This is a genomic window from Aeromonas sp. S13(2024), assembly GCF_041402405.1.
Classification (GTDB): Bacteria; Pseudomonadota; Gammaproteobacteria; order Enterobacterales; family Aeromonadaceae; genus Aeromonas; species Aeromonas veronii.
In genome coordinates, this window is sequence record NZ_JBGLRA010000001.1 from 117292 (window position 1) to 133624 (window position 16333).

Sequence of the window (16333 nt, forward strand, 5' to 3'; positions counted from 1 at the left end):
AATGATTAACTTCCTCGATTTGAAAGCTATCAATAATCAGTACAAAAATGAACTTAAAGATGCCTGTGCCAGAGTTATTGATTCTGGATGGTATATTATGGGAAATGAGCTTACTCAATTTGAAATCGAGTTTTCTCGTTATTGTGGCACCAAGCATGCAATTGGGGTAGCCAATGGATTGGATGCTCTCAACTTGGTACTGAGAGCATGGAAGAAACTCGGAAAATTGCAAGCTGGCGATGAAGTAATAGTGCAGGCTAATACCTACATCGCCTCCATTCTGGCGATTACTGAAAACGATTTGGTTCCTGTTTTAGTGGAACCAAATCCAGAAACTTTTAACCTGGAACCGACTCAGGTTAGAGGGGCTATCACATCAAGAACCAAAGCCATACTACCAGTGCATCTGTATGGCCAACTATCTCCTATGCCAGAACTGATGGCAATTGCCACAGAGTTTGATTTGCTGGTGTTGGAGGATTGTGCCCAAGCGCATGGTGCCGAAATTCAGGGCAAGCGCGCAGGCAACTGGGGACATGCTGCAGGTTTCAGCTTCTATCCAGGCAAAAACCTGGGGGCTCTGGGAGATGCAGGGGCTGTAACAACGAATGATGATGTGTTAGCTCAGACAATCAGGGCTCTACGCAATTATGGTTCGCACAAAAAATATGAAAACCTGTATCAAGGGGTCAACAGCCGCTTGGACGAAATTCAGGCGGCAATGATGCGGGTCAAGCTCCCTTATCTGGAAGGGGAAACGGCCCGTCGTCAAAGTATTGCTCAATCCTATCGCACACGAATTAACAATCCTTTCGTAACACTACCCTGTGTGGAAAATGAGGGTGCCCATGTATGGCATTTATTCGTAGTACGCAGTGACGTACGTGAGCAGTTGCAGCAATGGTTGTCTGAGCAAGGTATCCAGACGCTGATCCACTACCCTATACCTCCCCATAAACAAAAAGCGTATCCTGAATTCCAGGATTACCGGCTGCCGTTGACAGAGCAGATCCATCAGCAAGTCCTTTCTCTCCCCATGGATCCGACCATGAGCGATGAAGCTGTGACTAGGGTGATCGATGCGGTGAATGGCTTTACCGTATGAGACGCTTGCTTAAAGTGACCGCCATGACGGGGCTATTGACGCTCCTTAAAATGGCGATGGGGTTTGTCATTGCCAAGGTGGTGGCCATTTATACAGGCCCCACTGGGATGGCCATGTTAGGCCAGGTTCAAAGCATAGTCGGTGCGCTCAATGGGGTGATTAATGCCCCAGTTGGCAGCGGGGTTGTACGTTATACCGCCGAGAAGAAAGCTCAGGGATTTGAGGCATGTTCTCCCTGGTGGCGAGCAGCAGTACAGTGGGTAATGATTATTTCTGCCATCACGATTCCAAGCGGATTGCTTCTGGCCGAACACATTTCAAATTGGCTTTTTCAAGATACAGCCCTTGCTTGGGTGGTAATGGCAACCGTCTGTGTTTTGCCGTTGTCAGCCATAGGGACACTGTGTAATTCCATTATCAATGGTCAGCAACTATATCGCCGCTATGTTGGCTTGGGTATGCTCTCTGCCGTTATATCCGGTTGTGTGATGTTGATCATGATAGTGATGGCCAATATCCAGGGAGCCTTGTTGGCTGCTGCCGTACAGGCTGCCTTGATTGGACTGGTGATGCTGATTGCTAATTTGCGCCAACCCTGGTTTAGATTGAAGTATTGGTGGGGAAGAACAGATTCGGAAGCGAGAAAGTCTATTGGTGGCTACATGTTGATGGCAATCACCAGTGCCTTGACCGTCCCTATATCACTGATTCTAGTTCGTACAATTTTGATCCAGCAAGTGGGATGGGAAGCTGCTGGTCATTGGCAGGCAGTATGGAAAATATCCGAAGTCTATCTTGGCGTGATCACCATGGCCTTAGGGACCTATTACTTGCCTCGTCTATCTTCCTTGACGAAAACAGACGCCATTGTTAATGAAATTAATAACACTGCTAGAGTCATTATCCCTATAGTTGCTCTGATGGCATTGGTTATATATTTTTCTCGAGACTTTGTCATCTGGCTACTCTTTACTCCAGACTTTTATACAGCACGCGATCTATTTTTGGTTCAATTGAGTGGTGATTTAATAAAGATAACTAGTTGGTTGTATGCATACCCTATGCTCTCCAAGGGGGCTACTAGATGGTTTGTCATGACAGAAATAGTATCATCATTTACATTCGTACTTTTAACATATATATTTGTTTGCTTGGTCGGGGTTGAAGGTGCTCCCATTGCATATCTAGTAAACTACGTAATTTATTTTTTGTTTATAAGACACAATATGATAAAAATATACAAGTAAAAGATGATTAACTATCTCAAAACAAATGAAGGTAGTCTTGTGTTAAAATTTATGGGTTTGGGTGAAGTATGAAAAAGATTATATCTGTTGCTCTTATAACTTATAACTCAGAGAAAACAGTGCTCGAGACATTGAATAGTATTGCCTCTCAAACTTATGGTACTGATTTTATTGAGTTGGTAATATCTGATGATGGTTCAAAAGATAATACTATCGGAGTCATTGGTGAATGGCTAAAAAATAACGAGAATAGTTTCAAAAAGATTATTTTCATTAAAAATGAAAATAATCTTGGTGTGTCAAAAAATATTAATATGGCATGGCGAGCGTCGACATCTGAATGGATAAAAACAATAGCTGGTGATGATATCCTTTTGCCTAGTTGTATTGCGGATAATGTTTCATTTTTGGCTAAAGAGAGTGACTCTGAAAATATAGGTGCAGTATTCTCATTACTCCAAATATTTAGTGCTGACTGTGACTTAAAAAAACGTTACATTGGTGTAACTCCATCGCCTGCATACTTAAGGTTCTTCACGTTAACGCCAAGCGAACAATATAGTTATTTGAAAGTACACGGTATACCAATGGCTCCATCCTCCTTTATTCAGCGCAACGCATTAATATCAGTTAATTATGCAGATGAGCGTTTTCATTTAATTGAAGATTACCCGTTATGGTTAAATTTGTCCCAGCATGGTTTTGCTCTTCGGTTTTTAGATAAAAAAACAGTCATGTATCGTAAGTCTGAGAGCATTAGCAGTAGCCAATCGAAGATAATAAATGAAAGTTATCTTCATGAGATATCGTTAATTGATGAGCTTATAATAATTCCTAGGCTTTCAAAAAGTGACTTTATTTTCAAAATTCGAAAAAGACTTTGGTCAAAACTCATGCGCTACATAGTTAGGATTTTTGACAACAAAAAGAGCTTTTATTCTGATGTATTAGTAATGGGTATTAATTTTTTAAAACCTGGTTTTATTAGTTTTCAAATGTATAAAATGAAGCTTCATTTGATAAGCAAGTTGCCAATAAATATAAATGAAGGTAAGAAAAATGATTAACTATATGAAGGATTGAAAATGATTAATGAAGCCATTATTGCTTTAATGGTTATGTTTGTTTTTTTTATATTCATAATTAAATTCTTAAAAAAGAAAGAGCAAAGTGTTTCTTGTTTTATCCTGATAGCATTCAATGTTTTTTTTACTTCTTGGTTATCTACCGTACTAGTTGTTTTTTTTCCAGATATATCAACTAGATTAAGTGGCTTTGGCTATGATCTAATACTTGATGTTTATTATAAAGCATCTATATCTGTTTTGATTTTATTTCTCGGTATGGGTATATATTTATACTTGTACGACCATAAACAGATAAATCTTAGTGATAATGCTGAATTAGATGAAACTGTACGAGTTATCAACCCTCTTTATATAGCATTTTTTATATATAGCGTTATAAAAATAGTTGTTTTTTATAAGCTTTCTCCTTTATATATTGCTGCTATGGGGCAACCTGAGGAAGCGGCACTAGCAAGAGCTGCAATCCAAAAAGGTGATATTTCTGTCGATATTCCATATCTTGGCAAAATATTTTATTTTCTCGCTTTCTATCTAACACTCACTACCATGATATTAGTTCACAATAATAAGGAGGCTAAATTAAAATTAATTTCTGTGATTGTTTTAGCCTCGTTACAGCTTACCTTTGATGGGCAAAAGGCTAGTCTATTTCTACTATTCATGATGGTTACTATTACGTATTTCATTCTTTCTAAATCATTTTTAAAGTTATTTTTATTATTCTTTTCTTTTATGCTTATAGCAAGTTCACTGTATTCTTTCATGATGTCTGGAGATGGGAATCCATTATTAAGAGCTCTTGATAGAAGTATATTCGGTCAGGCGCAAGGTATGTATTATATTATCGAATATTATGATCCAAAACTCACTGGTATATTTTCAGATTTACCATTCTCTCATCTGCTGGGCTTAAAGGAATTAAAGCCGGACGAATGGATAATCCCATATATCTATTCAGATAGTACTCACGTTGTAAACTCCAACACATATATTGTAGGAGAAATGTGGGCATATGCAGGTGATGTCGGTGTTTTTGTTTTTTCATTTATAGTTTTGTTTTTTTTGATTTTTTATTTTTTATTTTTCAAGTGGCTTTTTTCATTCAATAGAATTATATATTGGCCTATAGCTATGATCTTTTTCTCCATGCTGCCAATTAATCAATCTTTGCAATTTATAATATATCAAAAATATTTCCTATATATACTGTTTTTCTTAGTGATACCCATTTCTATTGTTCATAAGCGTATTCGTGGATGAGTGAGTTTAAAATATAGTAATCCTTAAGGATTTCACTGCTTTTTTACTAGGTAACTAAAGTGACAACAATATCTATCGCTATTTCTACTTATGCGGAACGAGTTGCTAATTTAAAATTATTAGAACATTACCCTAACATTAATTATGTTGTTGTGCATCAGCAACCACAAAATGTAGCTAAGGAGTCCATCAGCTATATAAAAAATAGAAATGATGTCTTATATATACCTACTGACACGAAAGGGATTTCTGTAAGTAGAAATATAGCAATTAAAAATGCCACGGGTAACTATATTTTAATAATGGATGATGATGTATGTTTCTTTTTAGATAGCATAGAGAAATTAATAATATGTATGAATGAAGATGATGTGGACATTGGTACATATTATCATAAATACACCAACGGAAAGACTACAAAAAATAGGGATTACTCTTTTTCTCACAATATGTTAAATATCGCTAACCCTTCATCAATTGATATTTGTTTAAAGCGGGAATCGATAGTTGCAAGTGGAGTGCTATTTGATGAGGACTTTGGTTTAGGGACCAGTTATCCTTCGGGTGAAGAAATGATATTTTTATCTGACTGTATAAAGTCAGGTTTAAAGTTGAAAAGATATCCCATTGAGGTATGTATTCATCCTCCTGTCACATCAGGTAGCGACTTCTATTCTACCAAAGAAAAGATCTTGGCTAAGAAGGCCATGTTTAAAAGAGTGTATGGCCAGTTAGGCGGAATTATGTTTATACTGTTTATTTTGAAAAAATATCCTGCGGCATACAAGGCTGGCTATGGTTTGTTTTTCTTAAAACACTCGCTTTTTAAGTAAGCTCACATCCGTGAGGTAATATTATTATGGACGCATCCCCCCTCGTTTCAATCGTTATGCCGAGTTATAATTCGGGCAAAACGATATCTGCAGCAATACAGAGTATTCTTCTTCAAGAGTATGATAACTGGGAATTGTTGGTTACAGATGACAACTCATCTGATGATACCGTTGCTATATTAAAAGCTTTTGAAGCGCAAGACACAAGGATTAATGTTGTATGCAATAACACTAATTCTGGTGCAGGATTCTCAAGAAATCATTCAATCAGAAGGTCGAAGGGTAAATATATCGCATTCCTCGATTCAGATGACCTTTGGAATCCAGATAAACTGAAAGTTCAGATTTCTTTTATGGAGAGAAAAAATTATTTATTTACTTTTTCTTCATATCAAATGTTTTCCTGCGAGGGCGAGGGCAAGGTTGTCCATGCTCCTGCATCCGTGACTTATAATGAATTGTTGTATGGTAATGTTATCGGATGTTTAACTGCAGTATATAATGCTGAGATCTTAGGCCGTCAGGAAATGCCACTTATAAGAAAGAGGCAGGACATGGGGCTATGGTTGGCTTTGCTAACAAAGTGTGACAAAGCTTATGGTTTACCTGATGTGTTGGCAAGATATAGAACAGACTCTGGTATGACGCAAAATAAATTGAATGTAGCGAAATATCAGTGGGAATTTTACAGGACTGTAGTACAGCTGAATCTGTTGAAGTCCTTATGGTACTTCTTTTGGTATGCACTAAATGGTTTTTTTAAACATCGGAAATAAAACATGAAAATTGCTATTGCGGGTACGGGATATGTTGGCCTGTCTAATGCAGTATTGCTGGCACGACACCATGAGGTGGTTGCTGTTGATGTTATTGCCAGCAAGGTCGAGCTTATCAATCAAGGGCTCTCTCCCATCGTAGATAAAGAGATCGAAGAGTACCTGGTTGGCGGAAAGCTTAATCTGAGGGCGACTTTAGATAAAGCAGAGGCATATCAACAAGCCGATTTCGTCATCATTGCGACGCCAACAGACTATGATCCCGACACTAACTATTTCAATACTAGTACGGTTGAGTCAGTAGTCAAGGATGTGATGGTAATCAATCCAAGTGCTGTTATGGTGATAAAATCGACCATTCCAGTTGGATATACCGCCAGGTTGCGCAAGGATCTCGGTTGTGAGAATTTGATTTTTTCCCCCGAATTTTTGCGTGAAGGGAAAGCTCTCTATGACAACCTGCATCCTTCTCGTATCGTAGTTGGTGAGCGTTCAGAGCGGGCTCAGGTGTTTGCCAACCTGCTGTTGGAAGGCGCGATCAAGAAGGATGTACCTGTGCTCTATACGGACAGCACAGAAGCAGAGGCGATCAAGCTGTTTGCTAATACCTACCTTGCGATGCGTGTTGCGTTTTTCAATGAACTTGACACCTACGCTCAGTTGCATGGCCTCGATAGCCGGCAGGTGATTGAAGGTATTGGATTGGATCCGCGTATTGGCAGCCACTATAACAATCCCTCGTTCGGGTATGGTGGTTATTGTCTGCCAAAAGATACCAAGCAGTTGCTGGCTAATTACAGTCAGGTTCCAAATAACTTGATTCGGGCGATAGTCGATTCCAATACAACCCGCAAAGATTTTATTGCGGATTCTGTTATCCGACAAAAGCCGAAAAGAGTCGGGGTATATCGATTAGTCATGAAGTCGGGGTCTGATAATTTTCGAGCTTCAGCCATACAGGGTGTCATGAAACGCATCAAGGCGAAAGGCATTGAAGTGGTTATCTACGAACCAGCATTGGCGGAATCGGAGTTTTTTCATTCCAGGGTCATCACAGATCTGGCAGAGTTTAAAGCCAGTTGCGATGTGATACTGGCCAATCGACGCGTGGCTGAGCTTGATGATGTTATAGACAAACTCTACACTCGTGATCTTTTCGGTTCAGATTGACATTATTTTCCCCTTATAAAAATCATATTGAGGAATCAAGTGAGTTATCAACGTCGCCACTCACGCTGGTATGAGCGCATCATATTTACTCCTCCTGCACTGTTTATCTTCGGGGCCCTGCTTACGGTTTGTTTACCAGCCATAGAGCGCTGGGGATGGGAGTTTTGGTATCAAATGGATGCCGTCAGGATCAATACCCTGAGCGGCGCCTTTGTGGCCTTTCTGTTGACTGGGATCGTGCTGCATCGCTTCCTGCGCTATCCGGGCGCGAGCCCCGTTGCCTATATGATCCCGACTGTCACGACACTCTATGGTGCTTTGGTGGGGGTTCTCTTTTTCCTTCGCCTACCTTACAGCCGTCAGGTGTTGTTCGAATCGTATGTGGTGGCCCTGCTCTGCTGCTGGCTGGCTTATTTCATCGGTCGCCGTTACCGGACACCCAAATACGCCTTGCTGCCCTTTGGCGACTACCAGGCCCTGACACGGCACTCCAGCGTGCAGTGGCGCCTGCTGGACAAGCCCGATCTTGGGGCCGTGCGCTATGACGCCGTGGTGGCAGATCTTCGGGACGAGAAACTGGCGGGGGAGTGGGAGCGTTTCCTGGCGCGCTGTGCCCTGGCTCACATCCCCGTCTATCACATCAAGCAGATCAGCGAGACCCTGACCGGACGCGTAAAGATCGACCATCTCCATGAGAACCAGCTTGGCTCCCTCTTGCCGTCCCCTGTTTATGCCTTTATCAAGCGGGGAATGGACATCCTGGCCGCGTTGATCGCGATCCCGCTGTTCTCCCCCTTGATGCTGGTGACGGCTATCCTCATCAAGCTGGATAGCCCGGGTTCGGTGATGTTCCTGCAAAACCGGGTGGGGAAGGGCAACAAGGATTTTTGCATCTACAAGTTCCGCAGCATGTGCAAGGATTCGGAGAAGGCCGGTGCCCAGTTTGCTCAGGACGGCGACATGCGCGTCACCCGGGTGGGCAAGGTGATCCGCAAGCTGCGCATCGACGAGCTGCCGCAGTTCTTCAACGTCCTCAAGGGGGACATGAGCCTGATTGGGCCGAGGCCGGAGCAGCGCACCTTCGTCGATCAGTTTGAGCGGGAGATCCCCTTTTACATGTATCGTCATATCGTGCGGCCGGGGATCAGCGGCTGGGCTCAGGTGGTGCACGGTTATGCCGCCGATGCTGATGATACCCGCATCAAGATCGAGCACGATTTTTACTACATCAAGCACTTCTCCCTCTGGCTGGATGTGCTCATCGTGTTCAAGACCATCCGCACCATTCTGACCGGCTTCGGCGCGCGGTAATCCTCGATGCGGATCTTGTTGCTGGGGGCTCGTGGTCAGTTGGGACGAGCCTTTTTTTCTGCCCTCTGCCGGGATTATTCCCATTGGCAGGTGACGCCCCTTGGCAGGGCGGAGTGCGACATCACAGACCCCGGTGCGCTGATCGGTGCCCTGGAGCGCCATCAGCCGGATGTCATCCTCAACGGCGCGGCCTATACGGCAGTCGATCTTGCAGAGGCCCAGCCTGCGCTCGCCGAGCGCATCAACCATGAGGCGGTGTCACTTCTTGCCCGAGAGGCCAGTGCCAGGGGGGCACTGCTGGTGCACTTCTCCACCGACTATGTGTTTGACGGCTCCGGCAGTGGACCTTGGCGCGAGGCGGATGCGCCATCCCCGCTCAATGTCTACGGGGCCAGCAAGCTGGCCGGCGAGCAGGCCATCCAGGCCCTGTGTCCCCATCATCTAATTGTGCGAACCAGCTGGCTTTATGGCGGGGAGGGGGCACACTTCGCGCGTGCCATTCTGCGCCGTGCCAAAGAGGGCCAGCCCCTTGAGGTGGTGGCGGATCAATGGGGGGCGCCGACGCAGGTGGACTGGCTGTCGACGACCGTACTCCTGGCGCTGGAGCAGGTCGTGAAGGCGCCAGACAAGTGCGGTCTCTATCATCTGAGTCCCGAAGGAGAGACGAGTTGGCATGGCTTTGCGTCGGCCCTGGTGCAGGAAGGTTGTCGGCTTGGCCTGCTGGCGCGGCCCGTTCCGATAAAACCCATTCCTTCGGCGAACTGGCCCCAGGCGGCCCGCCGGCCACTCAACTCCAGGCTCGATTGCCGACAGTTTTCTGCTGTATTTGGCGTCAGGTTGCCGCCTTGGCTGCAACAGATGAGACACTGGCTTGCGGGCCTAGGTACTGTGGATTGATGGCCTGCATTTGCTTTGCACCAGATGACGGTATGTGGATACAAAGTAAAAGACACCATGCATCTGGGCAGATGAGTGAGTTAGGTTTTCTTTGCCTGGAGAAGCACGATGAACGTCATCACCTGACACCGATCAGGTGACCGTCAGCTCCGGGGCGTATGATACCTGCCAGTGTGTCGGCGCCCCTTTGTTGAGCCAGAGATGTTGAGATAGGACGTTAAAGACCGTTACGTATGCTGATATACACTTGCCCCTTACACCAAAGACTCTTCTATGCATTTTATTCCACTAAAAATTCCAGATGTTGTTCAGATTAACCATCTATGCCATGAAGATGACAGAGGTGATTTCATGGAGCTCTTCCGCCACGACCTGTTTACCCGTAGATGCGGTGATTTTGGTTTCGTTCAGGACAATCTGAGCCGCTCTCGGCAAGGGACATTGCGCGGGCTGCATTATCAACGACAAAAACCACAGGGTAAGTTAGTACAGGTTATTGCTGGTTCCATTTTTGATGTAGCGGTAGATTTGCGAGAGAAGAGTACAACTTATGGGAAATGGGTTGGCGCTCGGCTTTCGGCTGCAGAGGGCGCATCATTGTGGATCCCACCAGGTTTTGCCCATGGTTTTTATGTGATGAGCGAGGAGGCTCATGTGTTGTACAAGTGCACCGATTATTATGCCCCTGAACTTGAGGCTACCCTCAACTGGTCCGATCCGACCTTGGCAATTGAGTGGCCCATTTTGGATCAAGTGCCATTGATACTTTCTGAAAAAGATCGTAATGCACCTTTCTGGCTATGACTTCACTTGTAGGGCCCACTATGAATAAAAATATGCTCGATAATTCAGATACCCAACTGCCTTGCGGATGGTCACCATCCTCCAATGATGAGATTGATTTTCGTGAGCTGATGCTGGTGTTGTGGCACCAGAAGCTGCTGATAGTGCTTATTGCTGGCGTATTTGCAGTGTGTGGTATCTCCTATGCGCTGTTGGCTCCACAGCAGTGGTCCGCTTCGGCAGTGGTTGCAGAGCCGAAGCCGGAAGAGATGACACCGATGCTGAAAGTATCACAGCAGGCAACAGCATTGGGTCTTGGCGGTTTTCCCAGCGGAAAATATCTTTACCAAGAATTTATTCTGGAGTTCAACAGTTACGAAAATCGCCGTAACTATCTCAAAGCCAGTCCTTTATTTGCCGAAGTTGTAAAAAGTCATGAGCTGGATGACAAGGCACAGGTACGTTGGTTACGCGACTGGAGTAAATCTGTCATGGCTCAGCCTGTAGACAAGAAGGGGGAGGTGCCGGGGGTTGAGCTCAAGTTTGCAGCCCCTACCGCCGAGACGTCGCTGGCAATGTTGGAAGGGTATATTGATTATATTGTCAGACTGCAACAGAAACAGTTGACAAACCGACTTGCAGAGCAACGTGATCTGCAGTTGGATGGCATGAAAACTGAGTACCTGATCATGGTGGAGGATACTAAACGTGCCCTGCAACAGGAAATATTAGAATTGGCAATGGCTAACAAAATAGCCAAAGCGGCTGGTGTCAGTGCGCCATTGGAAAACTATAATGTTCAGGAGCGTCTCCTCATTTCTCTGGGTTCGAAAGGTTTGGAAGAAAAACTGTCATTACTGAAATCCATCGATCTTGAGGTTTATCAACCCAAGTTGCAATCTTTGCAGTTGAAGATGGCACGTTTAAAAAGTATATCTTTGGAAGGTATTGCATTTCGTCCTTTCTCCTATCTGGATGCTCCAGATGAACCTCTTAGCCGTGACAAGCCGAAACGGCCCTTGATTGTGGTGTTGGCAACTCTGCTGGGAGGGATGCTTGGTGTTGGTATTGTGCTGATTCGCCATGCATTTCGCCGACCAGAAGAGGCATAATTGGAATCGTTGATGTAATCGAGGGGGCAATGTGCCCCCTCTCTTTTTATCTGTATCTTGTATGCCCTTTCAATGATGGGTGGGCCTAAGGAGCTGGGCTGTGACGTTAACGCGAATCATGATGGTTTTATGTGGGCTCTATTGGTTGTTGGGGATGCATTTTTTTATGCACAACCCGGGAGGATCAGGGCTGTATCTGCCCTTTAATGCATGGGGATGGGTATTTGCCTCGCTGGCTATTGGATTGGGATTGTGGCAGGTGACGTTACGTCAACGTCTGGCCTTTTCTCCATTACAAGCGGGTTTATGGATAGGAGCTCTCTTGCTACTGCTCCCGATGCTCTATCCAGGTTTTGCACTCAAGGATTATGCTATTACCCGATTGCTGGGACTTTTTGCTGGCCTACTGTTTTTGTTTGGACTCTATCAATGGCGTTTTGATAAGGCGCAGCGTGAGCGCTTGCTCTATCTCATCCTGATTGCGATCGCGATGGAGGCAGTGCTGGGGCTGGTGCAGTTCTACCTGTTGACGCCAGGTAACTGGATTGGCTATGACACCAAGGCCAATCGCCCTTACGGGATCTTTCAACAGCCAAACGTGATGGCGACGTTTATGGCAACTGGCCTTGCCCTTGCTATCTGGCTGGAATTACGCCGAGAGGGTGGTCGATTACTGATGGCGTTGCGCTATGGCGTCATTCTATCTGCGGCACTGCTGCTCGTTGTTTTGCAATCCCGAGTGGGGCAGTTAGGCGGTCTGCTAGCACTGTTTTTACTGATGCCTCAGCTTTATCGACAGCGGCTGTTATGGCGTATAGTGGGTCTGGTTATTTTGGCTGTAGCGATTGGCCTGTTATCACAATATTGGCTGGCTGGAGCAAAACGCGGATTAGAGATCTATCAGTCCGGTGGTATGCGCTCTATTTACTGGCCTTACGCGGCAAAACTGATTGCACAGGCTCCCTGGAGTGGTTGGGGATACGGCAGTTTTGAATCTGTTTTTCTTCATCACTACATGGCTGATAAAGCACTGAATCCGTCCATGGCGCAGATTGAGTACAATCTTGACCACCCCCACAACGAGTTTCTCTATTGGGCTGTTGAGGGCGGTATTGCACCCATGGTCGGCATGGTGATCATGGGAGGCGCATTATTATGGCGTCTGGCGAGTGTGCGTTGGGTAAATGCCATGAGACTGCTTGCTCCGGTTACACCGATATTGCTTCATACCCAGACGGAATACCCGCTCTACCATGCGATCGTGTTGTGGTGGGTATTGCTGACGCTGATTTATATCATCGATACCGAAATTGAAGAGACCAACCTGGCGAGTCGTGGTTTCTCATCATGGTGGGATATGGAGTGCCGACCATGGTTGTTACTGCGATTTATGGCGATCGCTATCCCGCTGCTGGTTGTTCCCTTTATGCTCACAGCAATTCACACCGCATGGGTAGTCACCAAGTACGAAAGAGGTGGGTATAAAGAGCCGACTTTGCTACTTGATATCATCAATCCCATGGCTTGGTTGACCCGAGTGGAATTTGATGTGAACTCGGTTCGTCTGATGGTGGGCTTGCAGACAAATAACAAGGCTGAACTGGAAGTTTATCTGGAGTGGGGGCTGTCATTCGTACGCCATACACCCCGTGCCAACATATACGCCAATATGGTGATCGCGCTTAATGCATTGGGTCGTACAGAGGAAGCCAATACGATGCGAGCGGAAGCGCTCAAGCTCTATCCAACCGAGCCCCTTTTAACTGGATCCGCTTCACAGGCTGTGATTACTGGTGTTGACCAATCAGGCAAGAATATAACCAAAAATAAATAGTGCTATTTGGCTACATAGAAAGTCAGCCCTTAAAAACGGCTGGCTTTTTTATTGTTTACCTTCTGGACGACCAGTATCCGAACAGTCTGTTTTCGGACGCATACGTCTGTTATACGGGCTACGAAAAGCATATTTGAAATGTCATGATTCGCTCTCAACAAATTGATTGATATGTGATTTTATTGGTGGTGTCGAATGGGTTGATAGTCAATTGGGAGTATCCCCCTCATCATCAGGTGAAGGGACAGGTTCTAGACGTGTTCATTGCTAAACAGATAGGCGTAGTCTTGTCACATGATGTTGAACGTATGGTAGAAATGTGCGCTCAGGCTTATAAAGCAGGTTACAGAGTTAGTTTTGTTGGATGCTGAACTGGAAATTAATGAGTCTTGAAATACTGATGTTTCTTGAACACAAGATGGTAATCACCACACTACCCAGAAGATCTGCATTCCAGCCAGTTTGTTATTGATAGTGGCAAGCATTCGATCTTGATGGTGAAATTTAAGAAAAAAAGAACGTTAATATAGAAAAACTGTATGTTCTCGCGAATTGTCCATGCTATTCTGAAACGGTATCCCTGTAACCGACTTTTTTGTGAGGAAATAATGAACGAGTTTCTGAAAGTTCTGCTGAACATTCGCAGTCTGCGTGCGGCTATTCGTGAGCTGCCGTTTGAGCAACTGCTGGAAGCTAAAGAGAAGTTTGACTTGGTTTACCAAGAGCGCGCCGATTCTGTTGAACAGGAGCGTGCTGAACAGGAAGAGCGTCAGCGCAAGCTGAATGAATTCACCGAAATGCTGCAGCAGGCTGGTATTGATCCTCGCGAGCTGCTGGCGACTGCCGCTGCTCCGGCTTCTGCAACTGGCGCTGCCAAGAGCAAGCGTGCTCCGCGTCCGGCTAAATACAAGTACGAAGAAGATGGCCAGGAAAAAACCTGGACCGGTCAAGGCCGTATGCCGAAAGCCATTGCTGCTCAAGTAGCTCTGGGTAAAGACCTGAACGATTTCCTGATCTAATTCGTCAGGTTCCGAGATTGAATAATGCCGCCCAAGAGCGGCATTATTTTTTGCCGTTTTACTCGTCGTTATCCAATCCGCCTTCTGCCGCTCTACTATCTACATCCTCGCTTGTATCCTTTTTACCGTCGTTTCACTTCACTGTTACTTTGCTCAATATCAATCGTTGTTTGCGATTAATTTTGTCGTGTAGGATTAACAGCGTGATATCGCTATTTGTATGCGTCGTGCAGATATGCGCTTCGGATATGTCTCTCACGATTCACGGTAAGCCGCTCGGCAAGAGCACCGAGCTCGCTGCTGATGGAATATCCGGTAACCGTTATCTCCGATCAGGGGGCGTGAGGTAGAGAGAGCCGCAAGGTATGGCCGGGATATTCAGGGTCGCCGATGCATGTAATTGGATGTGCTGCCGTAACTGCCCCTGATGATGAGCAATGGCGTTCGTCTGCCGTGTGGGAGAGGGAATTCTGTGCGGTCGATGGTGATGGCATTCCCCACTCTACAGGCAGAGTGGGGAATAGCCGAGGCGTTATCGGGGCGCCACGCTATCGCTGCCACCCAGGGCGCGATAGATTTTGGCAGTGGTGGTGAGCTGCTCTTTTTGCTGGGCCAACAGGCTCTGCTGGGCATCCCACAGTCGGTTCTGCTCATCGAGCCAGGCTTGCACGCCGGTCGCACCCGCCTGGAAGCGAGCCTTTGCCAGTCGTTCGGCCTCCTGGGCATAACTCAGCTGCTCCTGCAGATAATCGAGTCGCTGCTGGCCATAGTGGCGGGCGGCCAGATTGTCTTCCACCTCTACCAGTGCGGTGTAGAGCTGTTTGCGAAACTCGGTTTCAGCGATCTGGTAATCCAGCTCTGAGCTTTCGATGGCGAGCTGGGTGCGGTTGTATTCAAGGAAGGGGAGGGCAAGGCTGGCTCCCAGCGTACCAACCGGATTTTGCAGCACCTGCGCCAATCTATCGGATGCGGTGCTGGCACTGCCGGTCAGGGTCAGGCTGGGGTAGAAGCTGGTGCGGATCTCGTCTCCTTTAGCCAGCGTCTTGCGCAGCCGCAATTCGGCCGCTTTGACATCGGGGCGGCGTGCCAGCACATCGGCCGGAATACCCACCGCAAGTTCAGGAATGGTCTGCTTTGCAAGGGAAGCGGGTGCATACTCCAGCGGCCCGCTGCTGCGGCCCAGCAACAGACGCAGGGCATTGCGAGCCTGCTCCTGCTGCGCCTTGAGGGAGGCCAGCTCAGCCTGTTTTCCGGCCAACTGTTGGCGTGCCTGCGCCAGATCGAGCCGGGTGATGGCGCCTGCTTGGTATTTGGTCTGGGTCAGCTGCTCGGTACGGATCAGATTGGCCAGCTGCTGTTCCCCAAGGGTGATGGCAGAGCCGAGATAGCCGAGCTGCCAATACTGCTCCAGGGTATTGCCGATCAGCAGTAGTCGGGTGCTGGCGAGATCCTGCTCGCTTGCCGCCGCCTCCCAGCTTGCCTGATCTCGCACCGAGGCAAGCTTGCCCCACAAATCCACTTCGTAACTGAGGCTCAGCGAGGGGCCCAGACTGTTGGTGCCTTTGCCGGTTTTCAGATCCTTGTTGCCACTGGCGGCGATAGTGCTATTGACCGAGGGGGTGAGGTTGGTATCGGCCTGCTCGGCGCCCAGTCGGGCGCTTTTGAGCTTGAGGGCCGCCACATGCATGTCCGGGTTGGCGGCCAGTACCGCCTCGACCAATTTGTCGAGCTGGGGATCATGAAATTCCCGCCACCAGGGGCCTGCCTGCGCAGCCAGTTGGGCGCCCTCTGCTTGTTGCCATGTGGGGGCGATCGCCAGCTCGGGTCTTTGATAGGTGCTGTGCTGACTACAGCCGCTGAGGGCCATGCAGAGAGCCAGCCAGGAGAGTTTGTGCATT

General features: G+C 46.6%; 14 protein-coding genes. 13 read left to right on the forward strand and 1 reads right to left on the reverse strand.

The features are described 5' to 3' along the window. Window position 1: 1 nt before the first annotated feature. From ACB042_RS00580 to ACB042_RS00640, 13 genes are all read left to right on the forward strand, one after another. A complete protein-coding gene (locus ACB042_RS00580) occupies window positions 2–1105 on the forward strand; it encodes a DegT/DnrJ/EryC1/StrS family aminotransferase (RefSeq protein ID WP_371177566.1) in 1104 nt (367 codons plus the stop codon). Beyond that, window positions 1102–2352 (forward strand): O-antigen translocase, encoded by a 1251-nt coding sequence (locus ACB042_RS00585; RefSeq protein ID WP_144712348.1) that lies wholly within the window; start codon window positions 1102–1104, stop codon window positions 2350–2352. The genes ACB042_RS00580 and ACB042_RS00585 overlap by 4 nt, the downstream gene beginning before the upstream one ends. A gap of 68 nt (window positions 2353–2420) precedes the next feature. Beyond that, on the forward strand, window positions 2421–3419 hold the full coding sequence (locus ACB042_RS00590) for a glycosyltransferase family 2 protein (protein WP_371177567.1): 999 nt from the start codon (window positions 2421–2423) through the stop codon (window positions 3417–3419). Between the two features lie 18 nt (window positions 3420–3437). Then, complete coding sequence (locus tag ACB042_RS00595) at window positions 3438–4700, forward strand: hypothetical protein (protein WP_144712352.1); 1263 nt, start codon at window positions 3438–3440, stop codon at window positions 4698–4700. A gap of 59 nt (window positions 4701–4759) precedes the next feature. Continuing rightward, window positions 4760–5533, forward strand: coding sequence for a glycosyltransferase family 2 protein (locus ACB042_RS00600; RefSeq protein ID WP_144712354.1), 774 nt, complete (start codon window positions 4760–4762; stop codon window positions 5531–5533). A 26-nt stretch (window positions 5534–5559) separates the two neighbouring features. After that, entirely contained in the window at window positions 5560–6309 is a 750-nt protein-coding gene (locus ACB042_RS00605; protein WP_144712356.1) for a glycosyltransferase family 2 protein, read from the forward strand. Between the two features lie 3 nt (window positions 6310–6312). Continuing rightward, on the forward strand, window positions 6313–7479 hold the full coding sequence (locus tag ACB042_RS00610) for a nucleotide sugar dehydrogenase (RefSeq protein WP_144712358.1): 1167 nt from the start codon (window positions 6313–6315) through the stop codon (window positions 7477–7479). A gap of 174 nt (window positions 7480–7653) precedes the next feature. Continuing rightward, window positions 7654–8790: a sugar transferase gene (locus ACB042_RS00615; RefSeq protein WP_235690375.1), complete on the forward strand. Its 1137-nt coding sequence runs from the start codon at window positions 7654–7656 to the stop codon at window positions 8788–8790. A 6-nt stretch (window positions 8791–8796) separates the two neighbouring features. Beyond that, complete coding sequence (gene rfbD / locus ACB042_RS00620) at window positions 8797–9687, forward strand: dTDP-4-dehydrorhamnose reductase (RefSeq protein WP_371177568.1); 891 nt, start codon at window positions 8797–8799, stop codon at window positions 9685–9687. 273 nt (window positions 9688–9960) lie between these two features. Then, on the forward strand, window positions 9961–10491 hold the full coding sequence (rfbC, locus tag ACB042_RS00625; protein WP_144712363.1) for a dTDP-4-dehydrorhamnose 3,5-epimerase: 531 nt from the start codon (window positions 9961–9963) through the stop codon (window positions 10489–10491). 20 nt (window positions 10492–10511) lie between these two features. After that, entirely contained in the window at window positions 10512–11582 is a 1071-nt protein-coding gene (locus ACB042_RS00630; protein ID WP_371177569.1) for an LPS O-antigen chain length determinant protein WzzB, read from the forward strand. A gap of 118 nt (window positions 11583–11700) precedes the next feature. Further along, window positions 11701–13416 carry a Wzy polymerase domain-containing protein gene (locus ACB042_RS00635; RefSeq protein WP_371177818.1) on the forward strand — a complete coding sequence of 572 codons (1716 nt, stop codon included), beginning with the start codon at window positions 11701–11703 and terminating at the stop codon, window positions 13414–13416. A 608-nt stretch (window positions 13417–14024) separates the two neighbouring features. Then, window positions 14025–14435 carry an H-NS family nucleoid-associated regulatory protein gene (locus ACB042_RS00640; protein WP_167572285.1) on the forward strand — a complete coding sequence of 137 codons (411 nt, stop codon included), beginning with the start codon at window positions 14025–14027 and terminating at the stop codon, window positions 14433–14435. Between the two features lie 532 nt (window positions 14436–14967). Here ACB042_RS00640 and ACB042_RS00645 read toward each other — a convergent pair. After that, complete coding sequence (locus ACB042_RS00645) at window positions 14968–16332, reverse strand: efflux transporter outer membrane subunit (protein ID WP_204379519.1); 1365 nt, start codon at window positions 16330–16332, stop codon at window positions 14968–14970. Between the last annotated feature and the right edge of the window lies 1 nt (window position 16333).